Genomic DNA, 20,590 nt, shown 5'->3' on the forward strand with positions numbered 1-20,590 from the left:
CCAGCGGGGCGACGATCCACACCGTCCGATCGCTACACTTCCCACCAAGGTCCGACGCCGCCCACGGAAACCGGTGCGTCGATCAGATTCGGATGGAGATGCCATGGTGACCCGCGACGAGGCCGCACCCCCCGGAATCGACCTCACCGTTCCCAGCGTGGCCCGGGTCTACGACTACTTTCTGGGCGGTAAGGACAACTTCGAGGTCGACCGGAAGGTCGCCGAGCACGCCTTGCGGATCACTCCCGACGGACCCGCCGCCGGCCAGGCGAACCGGGCCTTCCTGCGCCGGGTGATCCGCTTCCTCGCCACCGAGGCCGGCATCGACCAGTTCCTCGACATCGGGTCGGGGCTGCCCACCCAGGGTAACGTGCACGAGGTCGCCGCCGAGCACAACCCGAGCGCCCGGGTGGTCTACGTGGACAACGACCCGATCGTGCTGACGCACGGGCGGGCGCTGCTCGCCGCGGAAGGCCGGGCCACGGTGATCCAGGCCGACATCCGTCGACCGCAGGAGATCCTCGGCCATCCGGACGTCGGTCGGTTCCTCGACCTCGACCGGCCGATCGGGCTGCTGCTCTTCGCGATCCTGCACCATCTCGGCGACGACGAGCAGCCGCGGGCGGTGTCGGCCGAGCTGATCGACGCGCTGCCGTCGGGCAGCTACGTGGCGATCTCACACTTCCGTGATCCGGGTGAGCGGGATCCGGAAGGCTCCCGTAAGGCCCGCGAGGTCGAGCGGGTCTTCAACGAGTCGCTGGGTACCGGTCGCTGGCGTACCGACGAGGAGATCCTCTCCTTCGCCGACGGGCTGACGCTGCTGGAGCCGGGGCTGGTGCCGCTGGCCGAGTGGCGTCCGGATCCGGACACGCCCGCGCCGAAGCAGACCGACACCTACCACACCTTCGTCGGGCTACTTGCCCGCAAACCGTAGACGGCCGCCGGTCGTCATCGTCGCCCGCGCCGGACGGTCGGTAGAAACCTAACTTCCGACCGGCGCGGCGCCGTAGACGGTGAACGAGACCCAGTCGGCCAGTCCGGCGAACGGACGGACCGTCCGGTACGCCGGCGCGCCCGTGGACACGTGTCGGGACGTCGCCCCCGCCGGTAGTGGCTGACCCTCCGCGAGCCTGCTCAGATGGCGCTGCCAGGTCACGAACGCCTCCATCTCGCCCGCCGTCCGGTGCGCCACCGCGATGGTGCGGCACCCCAGCACGGCCTGGTCGCCCCCCGCCGCCACCAGGTGGACGCCCCGCTCCACCAGGTCGGCCGCACTCGCCTCGCGCAACTGCCGCTGCGCCTGGCCGAGGACCGGGCCGACCTGCGCCAGGCCGAGCTGATCCGCCGGGTCCAGCCCGTCGTAGAACCAACCCATCAGCAGCGCCGTCGCCAGGTCGGGGACCGGCCGGATCGCCGTCACCAGGCCGCTGGCGCCAGCCGCCAGCAGGGTCCGGCCCAGCCCGACGAGTTCGTCTCCGTCGCGCACCTCATGCCGACCGCTGTCGCAGGCGCTCAGTACAACAAGCACGCCGCTCCAGTTCCACTGCGCCAGTCGGGCCAGGCTCACCAGATCGGCGCCCGAGTCCGGCTCGGCGGCGCGCGGATCCAGCGGTTCGCCGCGTCGGATGTCGCCGTCGAGATGCCGTCCTCGCACGACCTCATCCAGGTTCCGCGGCGCACCGGGTGTCGGCGCGGCGGCCAGCACCAGTCCGCTGCGCTCGGGACGCCGCCGATCGAAGACCGCGTGGCAGGCCAGATGCACCAACCGGGGGCGTTCGGGCCCGGCGAGGGCGTCGGCGAGCCAGGCCGAGGTGACCGCCGCGCCGGTCCGCTCCGTGCCGCCGAGCCGGGCAGCCACGTAGGCGCACTCGGCACGCGCGTACGGCAGGTCACCGAGGGTATCGCCGCACACGAGGACGCGGCCCGCCGGCGCGGAGCGCCGGTCGGGTTCGCCGCCGGGCGGGTTGGTGCGTGCCGGGACTGACCGGTGTGCCCGCAGCAGCGAGGCGCTCGGCAGCAGGTACGTCCTGGGCCGGACCCTGATCTCCGCGATGTCGGACGGGGCGGCTGCACCGGCATCGTCGGCGGTCCTGGCCGGTGGCAGCACGTGCAGGGGAACCAGGTGCAGGGTGCCGTGCGGCACCACGTAGACGGGCCGGCTGGGCGGCACGTCGGCGATGGGCGCGGTGAGCGCGGCGTGCACCGGATGCTCGACCAGCTCGCGAAGCCGGTCGTCGTCGGCCGAGGCGAGCAGGTCCGCCCAGCCGTCGACGTCGGTGGCGGCCACCGCGCCGGGGCCGTGCGGCCCCAGCAGACGTCGCGCGGTGAGATCGGTGCCGCTCAACGTGAACGCCCACACGCCGAACGGGCCGGTCAGGTACTCCACCAGGACGGCGTCTCCCGCGTCGGCCAGTAACGGGGCCACTTCGTCGGCAGTGATCGGCTCGGCCATCCGGTGGGCGCGCATCGTCGGGTGGGTCGCGGCCATCTGCTGCCACAGGTCATGCAGCTCACCGCGTACCCTCGACTGCTCCTCGGAGGCCGACATCCGACGCACCAACAGCCGCCGACGCTCCTCGGTGTCGACGGACCTGTCGACGTCCATGCCCGAGGCGCGCAGCCGCCGCAGCTCGGCCCAGAGCACGGCCTCCCGGGCCACCAGCGGGTCAGCCGGGTCGACGGCGGTCTCCCGGTCCCGCATCGCCTCCAGTAGCGCCCGCGACTTCGCCCGTTCCAGCAGCGCGAACGCCTCCTCGACCCGGCCCAGCTCCACCGCCAGGTCCGCGGCCTCGACAAAAGGCGGCGTGAAGATCGCACCGTAGCCCGCCGCCCCGCTCAGGTCGGCGATGCCCTGGCGCAGCTCGTCGTAACCGTCGCAGGCGTCGCGGAGCACTCGCAGCGTCTGTTCGGTGCGCTCACCGGCGGCCAGCGCGGCGAGACCCAGCGCCGCGTCCGCCGGGTAGCGCACGGCCGCGGCTGTCGCCGCGCCGCGCAACGCGACAAGTCGGGCCCGGAAGGGCGCGGCCTGCTCCGCCCGACCCGAGCGCGACCAGTCGAGCACCAGCGTGCCGAGTCGAAGCGCCAGCCGGTCCAGGCCGGCGAAGGGCAGCTCCGCACCGTGCCGGTCGTGTGCGCGCTGCACCGTCTCGATCGAGGCCAGCAGGTAGCGGTCGGCGAGCGCCGTCGCGCCGTGGTCGCGGGCCACCCCCGCCATGATGGAGTCCAGGATGCCCAGGTCGCCGGTGGTCTCGACGGGGAACTGCCCGTTCAGGAAGGTGAAGAGCGCCCGAGCCTGCGCTGCCAGCTCCAACAGGTTCAACCCGGTACGGGTCGGGTCGCGGGAGAGCAGCGTACACAGGTTGATCAGAGCGGTGAACTCGGCGCGGGCGTCGCCGATCTCGTGTGCCGTCCGGCGGGCCTGCTCCAGCAGCGCCAGTGCCTCGTCGTGGCGACCGACCGTGGTGTAGAGCAGGCCGAGGGACGACCAGACCGCCGGCAGCGCGTGTGCGGCGCCGAGCTGGTTCCACAGGTCCTCGGCCGTGCGCAGGGAGCGCTCCGCCTCGCCGTAGCGGTGCTCCATCAGATGCCGCTGACCTTCCTCACTCGCGCGCTTGGCGAAATACGCCGGCGCACCGATCGTGAGGTCCTGGCGTATCCGTGGGTCGCCCAGCTTCGCGACCATCTCCCGGAAGGCCGGGTGGGCCAGGGCCAGCGGGTCATCGCCCATCCGCTCCCGGGTCGCCGCCTCGATGCGCTCGACCCGGGCCCGGAAGCCGGTCGTGTAGTGCGCGGCGTCCACCTCGGAGTGCAGGTCGTGGATGAGGTCGTGGGCGGCGGTGAACGCCTCACCGGCGGAGCCGCGGTTCGCCTCCCGGCGTATCGTCGCCAGGTTGATCATCGCCTTGTAGGCGTCGTACCGGGCCGGCGAGTCGGCCAGCAACCGAACGCCCTCAGCCGCTGCCTCGATCGCCTCGTCGTGCCGGCCCTGCCGGAAGAACTCCCGGGCCATGTTGTCCAACAGGATCCCCCGTCGGGGCCCGGCCACGCCAGGCTGGGCCAGCGCCCGCCGGTAGAGCCCCTCGGCACCGGTCTTGCCCTGCCGGTGCAACACCTCCGCGTGCCCGGAGAGGACGGAGACCAGGCCGGTCTTGTCGGTGACCAGCTCCGCGAGCTGGGTCGCCATGCCGAAGAGCTTGACCGCCTGCTCCAGACGATCGTCGGCGATCTCCACGGTGGCCAGACCCGTGATCGCCGCGACCCGCAGATCCACCGCCCGCTCCCCGTTGCTCTCCGGCATCGCGGCGGCCACCTCGAAGGCCATCACGTAGGCCCGCCGGGCGTCGTCGAGCCGACCGGCGACCCGCGCGCACTGGCCGAGCAGCCGGAAGACCAGGAAGCTGGCGGAACTGGGCGAAAGGGCCTGGGCATGCCCGACCAGTCCCCGCAACACCCGGTCCGCCTCCGCCAGCTGGCCGGTGCTGACGAGTTCGTGCGCCCAGTTGGCGGCGCCCAGCAACATCTCCTCGGTGACCTCGTCGCCTTCGCCCGGCCCGGTCGACCGGCCCGTGTCGACCGGGGCATCGGAGCCGGATCGGCGTCGACGGAAGATCGGCATGGCCTCAACGCCCCAATCGTCGCAGCAGGATCTCCGGGTCGTCTTCGAACTCCGTCGCGCCGTCGCCGCCGGGCCCGTCGTCGTCGCGGTGTTCCCCACCGCGCACCGTGCCGGCCGGGGCGGAGGCACGCTCCACCAGCGCGACGTACTGGCGTTGGTACTCCTCGAACAGGGCCTCCTGCTGCGGGCGGATCAACTCGTCGGTGCAGAGCGCCCCGGCGGTCTGCCGCCACAGCACCTGGGCCGCCCCCAGGTCACCGTCCGCGAGGTGCTGGCGGGTCCGCCGCCAGAGCTGGAAGAAGGCCAGCTGGCGGTAGTCGTCGCGGTGCCGGGTCGCCTCGACCCGGACCAGGATGAAGTCGTGCTCCGTGTAGGGCACGGTCGTGCCGTCCGCGGCCACCCGGCAGAGCCGACCACCGGCCACCCCGAGCGACGCCAACTCCGCCTGGGTCGCCTCCCCTGCCGGCCGGCGGATGATCACGAAGTGGGTGGGCGCCAGCTCCGTCGGACCACGGGCCGTGCCGGCCGGACCGGTCGGAGCGGACCACGACTGGTGTACGCCCACGCGCAACTCCAGTGCCGCCGAGTCCACGAAGGACTCGATACCGTCGATGAGCGCCTTGGCGACCCTGGCGGAACCCAGTAGCCCGGCGAAGCCGATTGCGCTGCTCACGTTCTCGATCAGGTTCAGCGACCGCTGCAACGTGTCCGATGTCTTGGCGCGAAACAGCGCCAGCAACAGACTCACGTCGTCGCCCTCGTAGGGCACCGGTCCGGCCACCCGCAGGTTCGAGATCTCCACCGCGTCGCGCTCGCCGGTGACCTGCAGCCGGCGACTCAGCTCGCTCGCACCGATCAGGTACGGCACCGCGACCTGGTTGCCATCGCGCAGGAACTCGGTCACCACGGCACCGAAGGGCAGGAACTCCCGCCACAACTCGCGCTCGTTGGCCAGCCACAACTGGCTGACCCTGATCACCAGGTAGACCTCGTCGGCCACGAACGGCGCGGCGTCGGTGGGCCCGTCCAGTGTGGGCACCGGTCGAGCGATGATGCCCTCCGACTGCCGCGCGAACACCCGGCGCACAAGATCACCCAACGCCATACCCGGCTCCCCACTCCAGCCCGACTCCGTCACGTTAGCGCGTGATCACAAAGCGCGACGTGCCGCGCGACCGCGCAGCTCGTCGTCGGACAGCCCGGGGGCACGTACACATTCCTCGCAGGTGACTCCCCCACGGTCAACGCTGAGCGCGATCCCACCACACCAGGTTGGCGGCGACCTGGGCGACCGGCTCGATGATCTCCCAGCCCTCGGCGATCAGTCCACCGGCGACGCGCCAGATGTCGACGACCGCGATCTCAGGGCCCGTGTCCGGCAGCCAGCGCCGCGAGTACACGACGACGTGATCACCGTCGGCCAGTATCTGATGAATCTCCACCCGCATGCCGGCGAGCGGCACCAGCGCGGCGCGGACGGCGGCGAGCCACTCCCTCTTGGTCGAGCTGATCGGACCCGGCCGGTGGTGTACGAAGTCGTCACTCAGCGACTGGGCGAGCGCATCGACGTCACCCGTCTCGATCAACCCGGCCAGCGCACGTTGGACGATGTTCTTGTTTTCCATGGTCACGGACGCAGTGTTTCCGCGCCCGCGGGCATTGTCGATGACATCGGATTTCATGGCGTCCGGCTCGGGGATGAGTACTCTTCATGATCGTGCACACGGTCGGGGAACTCCTGCGGCAGTGGCGGCGACGCCGAGGGCTCAGCCAACTGGATCTCGCGATCGCCACCGACGTATCGGCTCGTCACGTCAGCCTGGTCGAGACCGGCAGATCCAGGCCGAGCGCCGACATGATCCTCCGGCTCGCCGCTCAGCTCCACGTGCCGCTACGTGATCGCAACCGGCTCCTGCTGGCCGGCGGCTTCGCACCCCGGTACACCGAGCGTCCACTCGACGACGATGCACTGTCGGCCGTCCACGACGCGATCAGCCGGGTGCTTCGCGCACACGAGCCGTATCCAGCGGTGGTGTTCGACCGCCGGTGGAACATCGTGATGACCAATCGCGCCGTCGACCCGTTCTTCGCACAGGTGGCTCCCGACCTGCTGCGGCCACCGGTCAACCTGGTGCGGCTGGGGCTGAACCCCCGAGGGCTCGGGCGCCTGGTCGTCAACCTGGCCGACGTGCGCGCGGTGTTCCGCACTCGGATCGCACGCCAGCTCGCCACCGCCCCCGACCCCGAACTCACCGCGCTCTACGACGAACTCCTGGTGCCCGGACCCGACGAGACGTCAGACAAACGGATCGACGGCGATGTCGTGATCCCGATGATCCTCAACGTCGGCGGACGAGAACTGCGACTGTTCTCGACCATCACGACCTTCGGTACGCCGATGGACATCACGATCGACGAAGTCGCGATCGAGTCCTACTATCCCGCGGACGCGGAGAGCGCCGCGTACTTCACGCGGTAGCGCAAGCCGCACGCGCGGCACGCCAGCCGTGGGTCCGTGCGCCGCCGTCAGCCGTAGTACTCGACCAGGCAGAACTCGTGGCCCTCCGGATCGGCCATGACGACGACGACACCCTGTTCGTAGTCGTGCCGCTCACCGGTGGACCGGCCACCGAGCTTGATGACCTCCGTCACGGCCTCGTCGACATCGTCAACGGAGATGTCGAGGTGGATCCGCACCTTGCCGACTCGACGCTCTGGCACCGGTTGGAACACCAGCCGTGGCTGCGGGTCACCTCGCTCGCCCAGGTAGACCCAGCCCTCCTGCGACGAGCCGGGCTCGCGACCGAGCAGCGCGCTCCAGAAACCGGCGACCCGCTCGGGGTCGAGGCAGTCGATCGTCACACCGGACCAGACGTTCGCCATGCGCCGATCCTGACAGAGCACGTCCATCACGTCACGCCGCCGAGGTGGTGGCGCAGGAAGGTCGCGGCGGCGTCGGCGGCCTGACTGACGTACGGCTCCACGTCGTAGAGGTCGATGTGCTGCTCGGCGTCGAGCCAGCGAATCTCCTTCGGTCCGGTCGCCTCGGCGTGGAGCGCCGCGGCGAGTTCTGGTGCGCAGTAGGCGTCGGTCCGGCCATGCACGACCAGCAGCGGGGTGGCGGCGAGCAACGGCGCCGCGCCAAGCGCGTCGAAGGTCATCAGCGCGTGTAGCGAGCCGTAGGTGACCCGGTTCTCCCAGTGCGCCGCCGCCGACCGCTCGGTGCCGTAGTAGGCGAACGGCTCGTCGCCGCCCATCGCCGCGGGTGCGCCGTCGGCGGCCACCGCCGGCAACTCGTCGTCGTAGCGCTCCACGAATGAGACCAGCGCCTGGCGGTATCCGTCGGGGTCGCCCGCACTGAAGCGCACGGGGCTGTTGTAACCGCCGGCGATGCCCACGACCGCGCGGATCCTCGGGTCGGTGGCGGCCGCGCGGACCGCGTAGCCGCCGCCGAGACAGATCCCGACGGCGGCCACCCGAGCGGCGTCCACGGCCGGGTGCGCGGCGAGCAGGCTCACCGCTGCGCGCAGGTCGGCGAGCTTGCCCTGGCTGTCCTCGTGGGCACGGCGACCGCCGCTCTCGCCGAAGCCTCGGTGGTCGAAGGCGAGTGTGGTCAGACCGTGTTCGTGCAGCCGAGCGGCGTACGTGCCGACGACCTGCTCTTTCACGCCGGTGAACGGCCCGGTGAGCACGACAGCGGGCGCGCCGTCGGCGGCCACGGCGAGGTTGCCGACCAGCGTGAGACCGTCGGCGGTGAATGTGACACGCTCGGAGTTCATGCCGCCACCGGGGTAGGTGTGGGTGCGGTGCTCGGACGTGCGGTCGGACATGGCGGCGGGGTTCCCTTCGGCGTCTACTGTTGGCTCGACGCTAGGTCGGACGGTGCTCGCCGAACAGAAGGCACTTTCCGGTGCCCTTCGACGCGCGGTCCAACACCCGGGGGTGCTCATGTCGCTGGTGATTCCGGACGTGCTCGACGAGGGCTGCACGACGCGGCAGGCGATCGAGCGGCTCGCCTCCAAATGGCGGATTTTGATCATCTACGCGCTGCTCGCCGGTCCCCAACGGCACGCCGAGCTGCGTCGCCGCGTCGCGGGGATCACCCAGAAGGTCCTGACCGAGACACTGCGCGAGATGGGGCACGACGGGCTGGTGCAGCGACGGGTGCTCAGGGAGGCACCGCCGCAGCACGTCGAGTACGCCTTGACCGACCTCGGCAAGACCCTTCAGGAGCCGCTCGCCGCCATCTGTGCCTGGGCGACGGAGAACAGTCCCGTCCGATCAGCTGCCGTGCCGCCGACCTAGGCGATGACATCGGTCGGGAAGGTCAGGATGACGCGATCGGGCCGACCCGCTGACCTCTACCCTGGCGGTGGCCCGGTCCAGGCGAACAGGTCGACGACGTTGCCGTCCGGATCGCGCACCTGTGCGTAACGCTGCCCCCACGGTGCGTCCCAGGGCGCGTTGACCGAGGAGTAGCCGGCGGCGACCAGGTCAGCGTGGCATCGGTCCACCTCGGCGGCATCGGAGCAGAGGAAGGCCCAGCCACCGGAGGGCGGTGCCGGCTGGTAACCCGGATCGAAGGACCGCAACGAGGCGTGCGTGTCCCACATGAGGCGGATACCGCCCGCGACCGTCGTCTCGACGTGCGGCTCCTGCTCGGCACCGGCCGGGAACTCAAGGCCCAGCCGCCGATAGAAGGCGAGGGACGCTGCCATGTCGGCCACCGCGAGGCCGATCGCGTTGAACGTGGGCGCCATGACCCAGACCTTACGTCCGGGATCCTCGTGGCGCGCAGCGATCAGGATGCTCGGCGACCGGGCTACCCGGACAGCAGACCTGGGACGAGCTTTCCGGACTCCGACGATGGCGGCATCAGGTCGGCGGAAGTCCGAGCCACCATCAGCGGCAGGGCACGGGCCACGGACCTGCCGCCGCGATTCAGTGACGGCGGTCCCGGCGCAGGAAGCACGACAGCAGATTCCTGAACTCGTGCGGATGCTCGACTGCCGGCACGTGCCCGCACCGGCCGAGCACGTGCAGACGGACATCGGCCAGGTGATCCAGGAGGGGAAGGGCTGCCGTCTCGAGCGGGGTGATCCGGTCCTCGGCGCCGTGCACGAGCAGCACCGGCGCGCGGACCGCTGCCAACGCCTGCGCCGAGAGGGTGAGCTCGTCGACCCATCGCGCCCTGGGTGGCGGGAACAACGACGCGTACGCGGCCGCCCCGGCTCGCATCGCCGCTGCCCGGGCATCGACGGCCGAGTCGGTCACCAGCGCCTGGTCGTGGACGAGGCGACTCAGCATGTCCCGTGCCCCGAGGGCGTCGGCGGGGGCGGCCCAGATCGCATCGAGCCCGGCCGACAGCGGTGCCCCGGGGGCGCCCATCGTCGAGACGGCCACGACCCGGGTGACCCGCTGGGGCCGCGCGGCCGCCAACGCCAACGCCACGGCACCGCCCATGGAGTGACCCACCACGGCGTAGCGGTCGATACCGAGGGCATCCATCAGGTCCGCAGCCTGCTCCGACCACAGTCGGAGCAGGCTGCGGGAACCCGTCGGGACCGGCGTACGACCGAACCCCGCCTGGTCCGGAGCCACCAGGTGCCAGGACGTGCCGAGCGCCTCGGCCGTCGGTGCCCAGGCTCCGGTCCCGGTCGTGCCGGGTCCGGAGCCGTGCAGCATCAGTACCGCGGGCCCGGTGCCGCTCTCCAGGACGTGGACGGGCGAGCCGTCCACCGTGACGGTGCGAAGCGTCGTCACCGGGGGGGGGCCAGGTGTGGTCACGCCGACGCGGAGCCGACGGACTTCGAGAACAGCTCCATCATGGCCCTGCCGAACTGCGGCATGTCCGGCCAGCCCCGGCAGGAGACGAGGTTGCCGTCCACCACGTCGGGGGCGTCGATGACCGTCGCGCCCGCGTTCTCCATGTCCCCGGTGATGGGTGGGAAGCACGCCGTCTTCCGGCCCTTCAGCAGCCCGTACACCGCTGGCACCTGCGCGCCGTGGCACACCAGGGCGATGGGGAGGTTGCGTGCGAAGAAGTGCTCGGTGATGCGCCGGACGTCGGCGTCGACCCGGATCCACTCGGGAGCGCGTCCCCCGGGGATGATCAGGGCGTCGTAGCGCTCGACGTCGACCTCGGCCCAGGGCACGTCGACCGGCAGCTTCCGGCCGTTCTTCTCCACGTAGGCGTCGGAGTTGGGGTCGAACTCGTGGATGACCAGTTGCACGTCACGCCTCGTCCGTGACGAGACGTCAACGTCCCAGCCGCCCTCCTGCACGCGGTAGTAGGGATACATGGTGTCGAGTTCCTCGGCGGCGTCGCCGGTCAGGAGCAGCGCTCTGGGCACCTGCTTCTCCTCGCGTCCGGGGGCGGGTAGGTAGATCCAATCCGATCCGATTCGGTTAGCATTCCCCGGCCCAGCCCGCCCGTCAAGCCTCCAGCGCCACCGCGTCGGCGTCCTTGGCCTCGTCGAACAACCGCCGGAACCGCTCGCCGGAGCGCAGGATGTGCCGGCGCATCGCGTACGCGGCGGCGTCGGGGTCACGCGCGGCGATCGCGGCCACGATCTGCTCGTGCTCGGCCATGGCCAGGTGGGTGACCTGGGTGTCGTGGTGCAGCCGGAAGAGGTGCACATGGCTGTGCAGACGCGCCAGCGCCTCCCGGATGACCTGGTTCTCGGCGCTCAGGGCGACGAGATCGTGGAAGGCGGCGTCGCGCAGACCGAAGGCGCCGTAGGCCGCAGGCCCGCTGCCCCCCTCCAACTCCGCCATCTCTCCCAGCATCGCCCGCAGACCGGCCACCTGGGCCAGGGACGCGCGTTCGGCCGACCTGCGCGCCGCCGCCGGCTCGAGGAGCAGGCGGACCTCCAGCATGTCCTCGAAGCGGCGACGGGTGATCTGCGGAGGTATGCGGTAGCCGGCGTGGGGCACCCGCACGACCAGGCCCTCGGCCTCCATGCGGTTCAGGGCGTCCCGGATCGGCGTCTGCGAGACCCCCAGCTCGCGCGCCAGAACGTCGATCGTGACGCGGGAGCCGGGCTCGATCCGGAGCGACATCAGCTGGCCGAGCAGCGTGTCGTACACCTCGTCGGCGAGCCGGCCGCCAGATCTTCCCGACGACGTTGCGCCCGTCACGACTCGACGGCCCCGCCCGATCGTTCCTTCGTCGTCCATCGTGACGTGCGGCCCTTCTTTGCGTCTTCCGGAACCTGTTGACATCAGTCACAACTCTGCGACATGCTGACGCCCCAGCCGGATCGTATAGGAAAAATGGCGAACCACCGCCATCCACCACCGTCGCGGAGCCACCCGCGATCGCTCTACTCCGATCACCTGGAGCGCCCATGAGCGTGCTCGACGTCCTGCTCGGTCCGCCTCCGGGCCGCAGCTGGACCGGAGGGCCGCTCGACGGCACGAAGATCCAGTACATCACGACGTACTCGTGACGCCGGTCCGCCGGTCGGTCCCGCGACAGCCCGCCGAACCGCCGGAAAGAACCCAGCAACTGCTCGGCGAAGCACAGGGCGACGGTCCCGAAGCTCTCATCCGGAAAGCAGGCGAGAAGATGCGCTTTCAACAGCGAATAGGACGACCATCCGTTCCCGGTCGAAGGGTGCAGCTGGCGACGGCGGCCATGCTGCTGGTGGCCACGACCATGGTGGCCTGCGGCGATGGCCAGGACGACGACGGCCAGGCGAGCGCCCCCAAGGCACCGGCGACCATCCCGGAGCTCACCAACGACCCGCTGACCCTCAGCTTCATCTGGTTCGACTGGCCGCCCGCCCAGGCACTTGAGGACTTCGCGAACGCGGAGTACAAGAAGGAGCGGCCGAACGCGACGATCAAGGTCAACACCGTGCCGAACGCGAACTGGCACGACGCGATGTTCACCCAGTTCGCCGCCCGCAAGACCGACTTCGACATCGCGATCCTGGACTCGCAGCACATCGGCGAGGCCGTGACGAACGGCAACATCCTCGACATCACCGACTTCGTCAAGAGCAACATCGACGTCGCGGCCTACAACCCGTACCTCCTGGCCGCGTACGGCCAGTTCCCCCAGGCGGAGACCGGCAAGCGCGACGAGAACGCCAGCCTGTACGGGCTGCCGCTGCTCGGCGACACCTGGACGATGATCTATCGCAAGGACCTGATCGGCGACCAGCCACCGCAGACCTGGGATGAAATGATCTCAGTCGCCGAGAAGTGCCAGGCGGACAACCCCGGCGTCAGCGGGCTGGCATTCCACCAGGCCAACGGCTCCGACGCCGCGGCCGTCACCTACAACACGGTCAACGGCGTCTACGGCGGCAACCTCTGGGACCCCAAGACGCGCAAGATCGAGGGCGTCCTCAACGACGCCGCGGGCCAGGAGGCGATGGACGTCCTGGTCAACAGGATGAAGCCGCTGACCGCCACGGGATCCGGCAACTGGTTCATCGACGAGGTGAACGCGGCGGTCGCCCAGGGCAAGGCGTGCATCGCGTTCAACTGGATCGCGGCGAGCGGCGGCCTGCTCGACCCGAAGCAGTCGACGCTCGGCTCCACCCGCGAGCAGATTCTCGACAAGCTGGGTTTCGCCACCCTGCCGAGCCAGAAGACCAACCTGGTCCCGCTCGGCGGCATGGGGATGCACGTGTCGGCCTACTCGGCCGAGGCGAACCAGGTTGAGGCCCTGAACTTCATGAAGTGGTTCCAGCGGGCGGACATCCAGAAGAAGTGGGCCGCGGCCGGTGGTGTGCCGTCCCGTACGGACGCCCTGGAGTCGCCCGAGTTCCTCAATGCCGGTCCGTTCAACCAGGTGTACGCCGACTCGGTGCCGCGGATGCGGGACATGTGGAACGTGCCGGAGTACGCCCGCCTCGTCGACATCGAGAACACCAACGTGAACGCGGCTCTCAACGGCGCGAAGGCACCGAAGGATGCGCTCGACGACATCGCCAAGGAGCAGCAGGCCGTGCTCGACTCCAGCAACCGCAGGGGCGGCGGCGGACTGTGAGTGACGCCGTACCTGTGACGACCGACCACCCCGGGCAGGTGGCGTCCGCGACGCCACCTGCACCGGGTCGGTCCCGCCGGCTGAGCGACCGCTGGCTCGCCGTGGCCTTCATCTCCCCGGCGCTGCTGCTGTTGCTCGCGATGTCGGTGTTTCCGCTGCTGTGGGCGTTGTACCTGTCCTTCACCGACTACTCGGCCACCCGTGGCGGGCCCGCCCGTTCCGTCGGGTTCGGAAACTACACCGCCATCCTGACATCGGCGCAGGTCCACCAGCGGGCCCTGACGACGTTGATCTACGTGGTCGGCGCGGTCACCCTGCAGACCGTGCTCGGTTTCGGCATCGCCTACCTGATCTCGCGGCGCACGCACGGGCGAGGAGTGCTGACCACCCTGTTCCTGGTGCCGATGATGCTGTCGCCGGTGGTGGTCGGGCTGTTCTGGCGATTCATGCTCGACGCGCAGTTCGGCGTGATCAACAGCATGCTCGGCTCGCTCGGCCTGGGACAGGTGGAGTGGCTCACCCGGCAGCGCACGGCGTTGATCTCCCTGATCGTGGTCGACACCTGGCAGTGGACGCCGTTCATCATGCTCATCGCCCTCGCCGGCCTCACCGCCGTGCCCAAGTACCTGTACGAGGCCGCCTCGATCGACCGGGCGTCCGAGTGGTTCCGGTTCCGCACCATCACACTTCCGCTGGTGTGGCCGCTGCTGCTCATCGCCGTGCTGTTCCGGGCCATCGAGGCCTTCCGCCTGTTCGACCTCGTCTACATCCTCACCAACGGCGGCCCGGGGGTCTCCACCGAGACGTTGTCGTTCCACGTCTACAAGGTCGCGTTCCTGGGCTTCAACACCGGAACCGCGTCGGCGTACGGGATCCTCATGGTCCTCGTCGTCATCGTCCTCACGCAGCTCTACCTGCGCTACCTGAACAAGCTCAAGGAGGGCTGATGGCCGTCTCCGTCGACGAGGCCGTGTCCACAGGTCCCGCCCGGGACCGCCCGCGTCCCGCGCGCCGCCTCGGCGGCCGGGGCCGCGCTGCGGTGGAGGTCGCGCTGCTGACCGTGCTGGCCGTGGTGATGCTCTTCCCCGTGCTGTGGATGATCGAGACGTCCATCAAGGAGAACCGGGACGTCTACGCCGTCCCGGCCGAGTTCTTCGGCTTCACGGTCACCATGGACCACTTCAAGGACGTGTTCGTCGGCCCCGACGGGGGTCGCTCGGCGCTGTCCGTCGCGTTCCTCAACTCCGCCGTGGTCGCCGGAGTCTCCACGGTGCTGGCCACCGTGCTGGGAGTCCCGGCAGCCTGGGCCTACTCCCGTCTCGCCGTGCGGGCCAGGAAGGACCAGCTGTTCTTCATCCTGTCCACCCGCTTCATGCCGCCCGTCGTGGTGGTGATCCCGATCTTCCTGATGTACCGCCAGGTCGGACTCATCGACAGCAAGCTCGGCCTGATCCTCATCTACACCGCGTTCAACGTCCCGTTCACGATCTGGATGATGAAGGGGTTCGTCGACGAGGTGCCCGCGGAGTACGAGGACGCCGCCATGCTCGACGGCTACACCCGCCTGCAGGCGTTCTGGCGATTCACCCTTCCCCTGCTCGTACCCGGCATCGCCGCGACGGCGGTCTTCGCGCTCATCTTCTCGTGGAACGAGTTCGTGTTCGCCATCTTCCTCACCTCCAGCGACAGCGTGCGGACGGCCCCACCCGCCATCGCCGGCCTCATCGGTGGCACCACCACGGACTGGGGTCTGGTGGCCGCCGCGTCCGTGGTGTTCGCCCTGCCGGTGCTCGTCTTCGCCTACCTGGTACGCAAACACCTCGTCGCCGGTGTGACGCTCGGGGCGGTGCGACGCTGATGGCGGGCATCGAGGTGACCGCCCTGCACAAGCGCTACCCGGACGGGACGGTCGCGGTCGATCACGTCGACCTGTCCATCGACGACGGCGAGCTGTTCGTGATGCTCGGCCCGTCGGGTTGCGGAAAGACGACCACACTGCGGGCCGTCGCCGGGCTGGAACGGCAGACGACGGGCGACATCCGCATCGGGGACACGCTGGTCAACGACCTGCCGCCCGCCGAGCGCGACATCGCCATGGTGTTCCAGTTCTACGCTCTCTACCCGCATCTGAGAACCCGCGACAACCTGGCGTTCCCACTGCGGGCCGAGGGGCTGCCCAAGGCGGAGGTGCGCGAGCGGGTCGCCGAGGCCGCCCGCCTGATGCGGCTCGATTCGCTGCTCGACCGGCGACCACGCCAGCTGTCCGGCGGAGAGCAGCAACGCGTCGCGCTGGCTCGCGCCCTGGTGCGACGACCACGCGCCTTCCTCATGGACGAACCGCTCACCAATCTGGACGCGGAGCTGCGGGCGGACATGCGCACGGAGATCAAGCACCTGCAGGGGGAAATGGGGACGACGATGGTCTACGTCACCCACGACCAGGTCGAGGCGATGTCGCTCGGGCACCGGATCGCGATCCTCAACAAGGGCCGCGTCGAGCAGATCGGGACGCCGCTGGAGGTCTACAACCGTCCGGCGAGTCTCTTCTGCGCCGCGTTCATCGGCTCCCCGCCGATGAACCTGATCGAGGTGGAGGTGGCCGACGGGAAGCTGCGCAGTCAGGGCGGGCTGGTCCTCAGCCCGCCGCCCGGCCTGCCGCGCGACCGTCGCCTGGTCGCCGGCGTCCGGCCGGAGGCGTTGGAGGTCACCGAACCGGGGGCGCAACGTTCCGTCCCGGCCCGCGTGGTCTCGGCGGAGTGGCTGGGCGACGAGATCATCTACGTGATCGACCACAGCGGCCAACGGGACGTACGGGTGCGGATGCCACCGACGGTCCGGTTCGACGCTGACGCCCCGGTCGGGCTGCGGCACACCGGCGGAACCCCGACGGTCTACGACGTGCACACGGAAGAACTGGTGGCCTGATGGGAACCGTGGCAGCGCACGGGCTGTGCAAGTCCTTCGGCAAGGTCCAGGCCCTGGACGGGGTGACGCTGGACGTGCCGGACGGCTCGTTCTTCGTCGTGCTCGGTCCCTCCGGGGCAGGCAAGACGACGACCCTACGGGCGATCGCCGGCCTTGAGAAACTCGACGCCGGGTCGGTGCAGCTGGACGGCAGGGACGCGACCGGTGACGCTCCGGCCGACCGCGACCTGGCCATGGTCTTCCAGAACTACGCCCTCTACCCGCGACACACGGCGTACGAGAACATCGCCTCGCCGCTGCGGGCCCGTCGCTGTTCCGCGAGCGAGATCGCCGCCGCCGTCGAGCGGATGTCGAGGTTGCTGCACATCGACCGGCTGCTGCAACGTCGTCCCGCCCAGTTGTCGGGCGGTGAGATGCAGCGGGTCGCCCTCGCCCGGGCGCTGGTCCGTAGCCCGCGCGCGTTTCTCATGGACGAGCCGCTGACAAACCTCGATCTGAAGCTCCGCGTCGAGATGCGTACCGAGCTCACCCGCATCCACCGCAGCCTCGGAGCGACCTTCGTCTACGTGACGAACGACCAGGTGGAGGCGCTGTCCATGGCTGACCAGGTCGCGGTTCTCAAGGAGGGGAAGGTGCAACAGGTCGGCACGCCGACCGAGGTGTACGAGCGTCCCGCCAACCAGTGGGTCGCCGGCTTCGTCGGGAGCCCGCCGATCAGCCTGCTCGCCTGCCACGCCGAGGGCGATCGTCTGGTCGGTGCGCAGGGCTGGACGTTGCCGCGGCCCCGCTGGAGCACCGCCGAGGACGGTCGTCCGCTGCTGCTCGGCGTACGCGCCGAGGACCTGTCCGTCGAGCAGCGTGGGAACGCGTCGTTGTCCGGGGAGCTCTACGGCCTCGAGCCGCTCGGTGACCGAACGGTGGTCGACGTCCAGGTGGGGACGGAGATCCTCAAGGTCAAGGCACGACCCACCGTCACCGGAACACCGGGCGAACGGGTGCAGGTCACGGTCGACCTGGACCGTGCGCACCTGTTCGACGCGGACACCGGGCGGTCGCTGTCCGAGGCCGGGCGGTAACCGCGCCGGACGGCGACGGCACCATGCGCCCGTACCCGGCGATCGGACCTCGACGGACCGTCACCACCGCGCGAGGCCTGACGGCGCGCAGCCGGCCACGGAAGGCGACCGGTGACGCGCGGCGTCGCCCGGCAGACCAGACCACCGCCACATCCGACCCACTCGGCGACCTCGTCCCCGGCGCGGGCGGGTGACCCGTCCGACTACCCGTACCGCGCGGTCGTCGAGGCAGCCGGACATCACCAGGAAGATCAGAGGAGGCGGCGCGATGAGTGACCCGATGGACGTCCTGGCTCCCGAACATCGGCGGCTCCGGATCGGTGACGCCTGGCGCGACGCCGCGAGTGGAGCCACCTTCGCCGTCGAGGACCCGGCCACCGGCACGACCATCGCCGAGGTGGCGGACGCAGACGTCGGGGACGGGCTCGCGGCTCTGGACGCGGCGAGCGCGGCGATGGGGCGGTGGGCGGCGACCCCACCACGGAGACGGTCGGAGTTGCTGACGGCGACACACCGGGCACTGACCGAGCGAACCGAGGAGATCGCCCGGCTGATCACGCTCGAGATGGGCAAGCCGCTCGTCGAGGCTCGGGCGGAGGTGGCGTACGGCGCCGAGTTCTTCCGCTGGTTCGCCGAGGAGGCGGTACGCGTCGAAGGGCGCTACAGCATCGCTCCCGGGGGCGGGTACCGCATCCTCACCGTGCCGAAGCCGGTCGGCCCGTGCGTCTTCGTGACGCCCTGGAACTTCCCGCTGGCCATGGGCGCCCGCAAGATCGCCCCCGCGTTGGCCGCGGGCTGCACGACGATCACCAAACCAGCAGGCCAGACGCCACTCACCATGCTGCTCCTGGCCCGCATCATGGAGGAGGTAGGCATCCCTCCGGGCGTCGTCAACGTGGTAACCACCAGGCGTTCCGGTGCCGTGGTCTCCGCGCTGCTGGCCGACAGCCGCACCCGCAAGCTGTCGTTCACCGGGTCGACAGAGGTCGGGCGGGTGCTGCTCCGACAGGCTGCGGACAACGTGCTGCGCACCTCCATGGAACTGGGCGGCAACGCGGCCCTGATCGTGTGTGCCGACGCCGACCTGGATGTCGCGGTCGACGGCGCCATGGTGGCCAAGATGCGCAACATCGGGGAGTCCTGCATCGCGGCCAACCGGATCTACGTCGAGGAACCGGTGCGCGAGGAGTTCACCGCGCGTTTCGCCGAGCGGATGGGCGCGCTCTCGGTGGGTCACGGTCTCGACGACGGCGTGGACGTCGGCGCACTGATCGACGAGGCGTCGGTCGCGACCATCGACGGGCTGGTCGCCGACGCTGTCGATCGCGGCGCCCGGGTCCTGGTGGGGGGCAAGCGTCCAGCCGGGCCTGGTCACTTCTACCCGCCCACCGTCCTGGTCGACGTGCCCGAGGACGCGCGGATGCTCAGCGCGGAGATCTTCGGCCCGGTCGCGCCGATCATCTCGTTCACCTCCGACGACGAGGTGCTGGCGAAGGCCAACGACACCGAGCACGGCCTGGTCGGATACGTCTTCACCCGCGACCTTGAGCGGGCGCTCCGGTTCACCGAGGGGCTGGACACAGGGATGATCGGCGTCAACCGTGGTCTGATATCGGACCCGTCGGCTCCGTTCGGCGGCGTGAAGCAGTCCGGGATCGGCAAGGAGGGGTCACACGAGGGCATCCTCGAGTACCTCGACGTCACCTACGCGGCGATCGACGTTCCGGAGAGGCACCGACATGCTTGAGACCGTCCGCGGACCGCGCCAGCTGATCGTCGGTGAAGGGGTCGCACAGAACATCCCACGAGTGGTGGCCGAGAGCGGCTCCCGCGTCCTCGTCGTGACCGACCGGGTGCTGCTGGGGCAGCCGGGCGTGGCCGAGATCGTCGCCGCCGTGCGGAAGAGGGTCGAGGCCGTCGAGGTGTTCTCCGACGCGACTCCGGACGTGCCACTGGCCGATGTCGCCCTGGCCGTCGCGGTCGCCGCCGAGGTGGACGCCGACGTGATCCTCGCCGTCGGCGGTGGCACGGTGATCGATCTCGCCAAGGTCGTCGGCGTCATCCGACGCCACGGTGGGACGCCGCGCGACTTCTATGGCGAGTCGAAGGTGCCGGGGCGGACGATTCCCCTCGTCGCGGTCCCGACGACGTCGGGCACCGGCTCCGAACTCACCCCCGTCTCGGTGCTGACCGACCCGGACCGAGAGCTGAAGGTGGGCATCTCCAGCGTCCACATCGTGCCCGACTTCGCCATCGTCGACCCGGAACTCACGTACACCTGCCCGGCGACCGTCACCGCCCACTCCGGCATCGACGCGCTCTGTCACGCCGTGGAGAGCTACACCGCGCGGCCCCGGCCGCACGGACCACGTGACCCGGTGGAGCAGGTGTTTCTCGGCCGCAACCCGATCACCGACCACTACGCCCTCCTGGCCGCGGAGCGGATCGCCCGTAGCCTGCCTCGGGCTGTCCGGAACGGCGGCGACACGCAAGCGCGCGCCGACATGTCCTACGGGTCCATGCTCGCCGGGCTGGCCTTCTCCCACGCCGGCAACGCGGCCCCGCACGCCCTCCAGTACCCCATCGGCGCAGCCACGCACACGCCACACGGCCTGGGCGTCGGGCTGCTCCTGCCCTACGCGCTGGACGCGGCCAGGGACGCCATCGTCGACCGGTTGGCCATCCTCGCCGGAGTGTGCGGGCTCGACGTGACCGACGCCTCGGACGCCGAGGCGGCGGACGCGTTCCTCGCCTGGCTCGACGGGCTCCTCGCCGACATCGGCATCCCGCCCACCTTGGCGGACATCGGCGTGGCCCGCGCCGACCTCCCCCGCTTCGCGGAGATGGCCAGTGGCGTCACCCGCCTGATCCAGAACCACCCGGGCCCGACCGACACCGCCAGTCTGACCGCGATCCTCGAAGCGGCCTGGACCGGGGATCGGACCCGACGGCCCTGACCGGCGGCGTGGC

19 protein-coding genes are annotated in these 20,590 nt (G+C 70.3%); 10 read left to right on the forward strand and 9 right to left on the reverse strand.

The genetic code is table 11. The features are described from left to right. Positions 1 to 103 precede the first annotated feature (103 nt). A complete protein-coding gene (locus O7605_RS28995) occupies positions 104 to 934 on the forward strand; it encodes an SAM-dependent methyltransferase (RefSeq protein WP_269742145.1) in 831 nt (276 codons plus the stop codon). A 48-nt stretch (positions 935 to 982) separates the two neighbouring features. Here the strand turns inward: O7605_RS28995 and O7605_RS29000 are convergent, their stop codons facing one another. The 3 genes from O7605_RS29000 to O7605_RS29010 form a co-directional block, all read right to left on the reverse strand. Further along, positions 983 to 4,615, reverse strand: coding sequence for a CHAT domain-containing tetratricopeptide repeat protein (locus O7605_RS29000; RefSeq protein WP_269742146.1), 3,633 nt, complete (start codon positions 4,613 to 4,615; stop codon positions 983 to 985). 4 nt (positions 4,616 to 4,619) lie between these two features. After that, complete coding sequence (locus tag O7605_RS29005) at positions 4,620 to 5,720, reverse strand: hypothetical protein (RefSeq protein ID WP_269742147.1); 1,101 nt, start codon at positions 5,718 to 5,720, stop codon at positions 4,620 to 4,622. Positions 5,721 to 5,856: 136 nt separating this feature from the next. Then, a complete protein-coding gene (locus tag O7605_RS29010; RefSeq protein WP_269742148.1) occupies positions 5,857 to 6,297 on the reverse strand; it encodes a nuclear transport factor 2 family protein in 441 nt (146 codons plus the stop codon). Between the two features lie 29 nt (positions 6,298 to 6,326). Here O7605_RS29010 and O7605_RS29015 point away from each other — a divergent pair, with 29 nt between their 5' ends. After that, a complete protein-coding gene (locus O7605_RS29015; protein WP_269742149.1) occupies positions 6,327 to 7,094 on the forward strand; it encodes a helix-turn-helix domain-containing protein in 768 nt (255 codons plus the stop codon). Positions 7,095 to 7,141: 47 nt separating this feature from the next. On the opposite strand, the gene O7605_RS29020 is transcribed toward O7605_RS29015, so the two are convergent. Then, the gene (locus tag O7605_RS29020) at positions 7,142 to 7,498 is read right to left on the reverse strand and encodes a VOC family protein (RefSeq protein ID WP_269742150.1); all 357 of its coding nucleotides are present in this window, start codon (positions 7,496 to 7,498) and stop codon (positions 7,142 to 7,144) included. Between the two features lie 26 nt (positions 7,499 to 7,524). Continuing rightward, positions 7,525 to 8,445 carry an alpha/beta hydrolase gene (locus O7605_RS29025; protein ID WP_269742151.1) on the reverse strand — a complete coding sequence of 307 codons (921 nt, stop codon included), beginning with the start codon at positions 8,443 to 8,445 and terminating at the stop codon, positions 7,525 to 7,527. 52 nt (positions 8,446 to 8,497) lie between these two features. On the opposite strand from O7605_RS29025, the gene O7605_RS29030 reads away from it, so the two are divergent. Next, entirely contained in the window at positions 8,498 to 8,920 is a 423-nt protein-coding gene (locus O7605_RS29030) for a winged helix-turn-helix transcriptional regulator (RefSeq protein ID WP_269742152.1), read from the forward strand. A 56-nt stretch (positions 8,921 to 8,976) separates the two neighbouring features. Here the strand turns inward: O7605_RS29030 and O7605_RS29035 are convergent, their stop codons facing one another. From O7605_RS29035 to O7605_RS29050, 4 genes are all read right to left on the reverse strand, one after another. Continuing rightward, positions 8,977 to 9,375: a VOC family protein gene (locus O7605_RS29035; protein ID WP_269742153.1), complete on the reverse strand. Its 399-nt coding sequence runs from the start codon at positions 9,373 to 9,375 to the stop codon at positions 8,977 to 8,979. A gap of 181 nt (positions 9,376 to 9,556) precedes the next feature. After that, positions 9,557 to 10,378, reverse strand: coding sequence for an alpha/beta fold hydrolase (locus tag O7605_RS29040; RefSeq protein WP_269742154.1), 822 nt, complete (start codon positions 10,376 to 10,378; stop codon positions 9,557 to 9,559). A gap of 20 nt (positions 10,379 to 10,398) precedes the next feature. Next, a complete protein-coding gene (locus tag O7605_RS29045; protein WP_269742155.1) occupies positions 10,399 to 10,968 on the reverse strand; it encodes a DJ-1/PfpI family protein in 570 nt (189 codons plus the stop codon). An 82-nt stretch (positions 10,969 to 11,050) separates the two neighbouring features. Continuing rightward, complete coding sequence (locus O7605_RS29050) at positions 11,051 to 11,755, reverse strand: GntR family transcriptional regulator (protein WP_269742156.1); 705 nt, start codon at positions 11,753 to 11,755, stop codon at positions 11,051 to 11,053. A 307-nt stretch (positions 11,756 to 12,062) separates the two neighbouring features. Here O7605_RS29050 and O7605_RS29055 point away from each other — a divergent pair, with 307 nt between their 5' ends. The 7 genes from O7605_RS29055 (at position 12,063) to O7605_RS29085 (ending at position 20,577) form a co-directional block, all read left to right on the forward strand. Next, a complete protein-coding gene (locus O7605_RS29055; RefSeq protein WP_269742157.1) occupies positions 12,063 to 13,619 on the forward strand; it encodes a sugar ABC transporter substrate-binding protein in 1,557 nt (518 codons plus the stop codon). Positions 13,620 to 13,633: 14 nt separating this feature from the next. Then, a complete protein-coding gene (locus O7605_RS29060) occupies positions 13,634 to 14,566 on the forward strand; it encodes a carbohydrate ABC transporter permease (protein WP_269742158.1) in 933 nt (310 codons plus the stop codon). Then, positions 14,566 to 15,477, forward strand: a complete 912-nt coding sequence (locus O7605_RS29065; protein WP_269742159.1) for a carbohydrate ABC transporter permease — start codon at positions 14,566 to 14,568, stop codon at positions 15,475 to 15,477. Before O7605_RS29060 ends, O7605_RS29065 begins: the two co-directional genes overlap by 1 nt. Further along, entirely contained in the window at positions 15,477 to 16,544 is a 1,068-nt protein-coding gene (locus O7605_RS29070) for an ABC transporter ATP-binding protein (RefSeq protein WP_269742160.1), read from the forward strand. The genes O7605_RS29065 and O7605_RS29070 overlap by 1 nt, the downstream gene beginning before the upstream one ends. After that, entirely contained in the window at positions 16,544 to 17,620 is a 1,077-nt protein-coding gene (locus tag O7605_RS29075; RefSeq protein WP_269742161.1) for an ABC transporter ATP-binding protein, read from the forward strand. Before O7605_RS29070 ends, O7605_RS29075 begins: the two co-directional genes overlap by 1 nt. A 268-nt stretch (positions 17,621 to 17,888) precedes the next feature. Beyond that, positions 17,889 to 19,367 (forward strand): NAD-dependent succinate-semialdehyde dehydrogenase, encoded by a 1,479-nt coding sequence (locus tag O7605_RS29080; protein ID WP_269742162.1) that lies wholly within the window; start codon positions 17,889 to 17,891, stop codon positions 19,365 to 19,367. Further along, on the forward strand, positions 19,360 to 20,577 hold the full coding sequence (locus O7605_RS29085) for an iron-containing alcohol dehydrogenase (protein WP_269742163.1): 1,218 nt from the start codon (positions 19,360 to 19,362) through the stop codon (positions 20,575 to 20,577). Before O7605_RS29080 ends, O7605_RS29085 begins: the two co-directional genes overlap by 8 nt. The last annotated feature ends 13 nt before the right edge of the window (positions 20,578 to 20,590 follow it).

The sequence above is a fragment of the Verrucosispora sp. WMMA2121 genome, from assembly GCF_027460185.1.
Taxonomy (GTDB): domain Bacteria; phylum Actinomycetota; class Actinomycetes; order Mycobacteriales; family Micromonosporaceae; genus Micromonospora; species Micromonospora palythoicola.